Origin of the sequence: Protofrankia sp. Cj3, assembly GCF_917627355.1 — a bacterium.
In the GTDB taxonomy this organism is placed as follows: domain Bacteria; phylum Actinomycetota; class Actinomycetes; order Frankiales; family Frankiaceae; genus Protofrankia.
Map to the genome: position 1 here is coordinate 7,256 of NZ_CAKJTR010000190.1, position 1,713 is coordinate 8,968.

1 protein-coding gene is annotated in these 1,713 nt (G+C 67.9%); it reads left to right on the forward strand.

What is annotated here, in order from left to right; genetic code table 11:
• Window positions 1-258: 258 nt before the first annotated feature.
• Window positions 259-1,683, forward strand: coding sequence for a DUF234 domain-containing protein (locus MJ783_RS19545; protein ID WP_239312416.1), 1,425 nt, complete (start codon window positions 259-261; stop codon window positions 1,681-1,683).
• Window positions 1,684-1,713: the final 30 nt, after the last annotated feature.

A 1,713-nucleotide genomic window follows, 5' to 3' on the forward strand; every position in this document is an offset into this window, starting at 1 on the left:
CGCCTCCCCGGGCCGCCCAGCCAGCGTGGCACCGGCGAGCGGGACGCCCCCGCCACCGCGGCATCCGGTGATCTCACAGCTGGTGATCTCGTAGCCGGTGACGATGACACGCACGCTCAAAACCCGTCCGGGACGACCGCCGAAAGCGCCTGAGCATCCACCGGATCACGCCGCCCCCTATCGCCGGTCGTTCCTACTCATCCAGGATACTCTCATCAGTGAGAGTATCCTGGATGAGTGCGATCAAGGCAGGTCGGCATGGCCGAGTTCATCGGACGGGAACGCGAGCTGGCGACGCTTGACCGGCTGTTGCGGCGGGTAAGGGCCGGCGGCCGGGCGGGTCGTCCCGGTCGGGCTGTCCTGATGCGCGGACGTCGCCGCGTCGGCAAGTCACGATTGGCCGAGGAATTCGTCGACCGCGCGGGCGTGCCATACCTGTTCTTCACCGCGTCGGCGCAGCTGGACATGGCGATGGATCTCCGCCTGTTCACCGAGGCAGCCGCAAGCTCGGATCTTCCAGGCGCCGGCCTGTTCCATGAACAGAAACCCGGATCCTGGGATGCGGCGCTGCGGCTGCTGGCCGGTGCGCTGCCCGCGGACCAACCCAGCGTGGTGATCATAGACGAGATGCCCTACCTCATCGCCAACGACCCCGGTTTCGAGGGGACGCTGCAGAAGCTGTTCGATCGCGAGCTGTCCCGGCGGCCGGTCCTCCTGCTGTGCATCGGCTCGGACCTGGCGATGATGGAGGCGCTCAATTCCTACGGCCGGCCGTTTCACCAACGCGCTGGCGAGATGGTGATCCCGCCGCTGAACCCGGCCGACGTGTCCACGATGGTGGATCTGAACTCTGCCGATGCCTTCGACGCCTACCTGGTGACCGGCGGGCTGCCGCTAATCCTGGACGAATGGCCCGGCGGCGCCTCAGTGCACGATTATCTGCGGGAAGCGGTCGACGATCCCACCTCCGCGCTGCTGGTCAGCGCCGAACGTGCGCTGGCGGCCGAGTTTCCCGTCGAAGCGCAGGCCCGTGGGGTCCTTGGTACCATCGGATCCGGAGAACGGGCCTTCTCGCTTATCGGACGGGCCGCCGGCGGGATCGCGCCGGGCTCCCTGAGCCGCGCGTTGCAGCTGTTGGCCGCTAAGCGCCTGGTCACCGCCATGGTTCCGCTGTCAGTCCGGCCCTCCCGCGAAACCCGGTATCTGATCGCCGACCCCTATCTTCGGTTCTGGCTGACATTCCTCGGCCCGTACCTCCATGAAATCGAGCGGGGCCGCGGCGACCTGGTTCTCGCCCGGATCGAAGCCTCCTGGGCCGCCTGGCGAGGGCGGGCGATCGAGCCGGTGATCAGGGATGCGCTGCACCGGCTTCCCGCGGGGGTACTACCGGACGACACGAACGTCATCGGCGGCTACTGGACCCGTACCAACGACCCGGAAATCGACATCGTCGGCGCGGATCGGGAACCGATCGCCAAAAAGATCACCATGGTCGGATCGATCAAATGGCAGGACAACCACGCCTTTGACGTGCACGACCTCGCTCGGCTCGCCCACCACCGGTCGCGGCTTCCCGGCGCCGACGACGCAACCCCCCTGCTCGCGGTGACCCGTACCAGCACGGCGACGGCCGGTATCCTCGCCCTCGGCCCGGACGACCTGCTCACCGCCTGGCGCCCCTAACAGCGCCCGGCAATAGGGACGCGGCGTCGC

Excerpts from the sequence above, each read along its gene's own strand:
- MJ783_RS19545 (WP_239312416.1), top strand. The coding sequence starts at position 259 with ATGGCCGAGTTCATCGGACGGGAACGCGAGCTGGCGACGCTTGACCGG.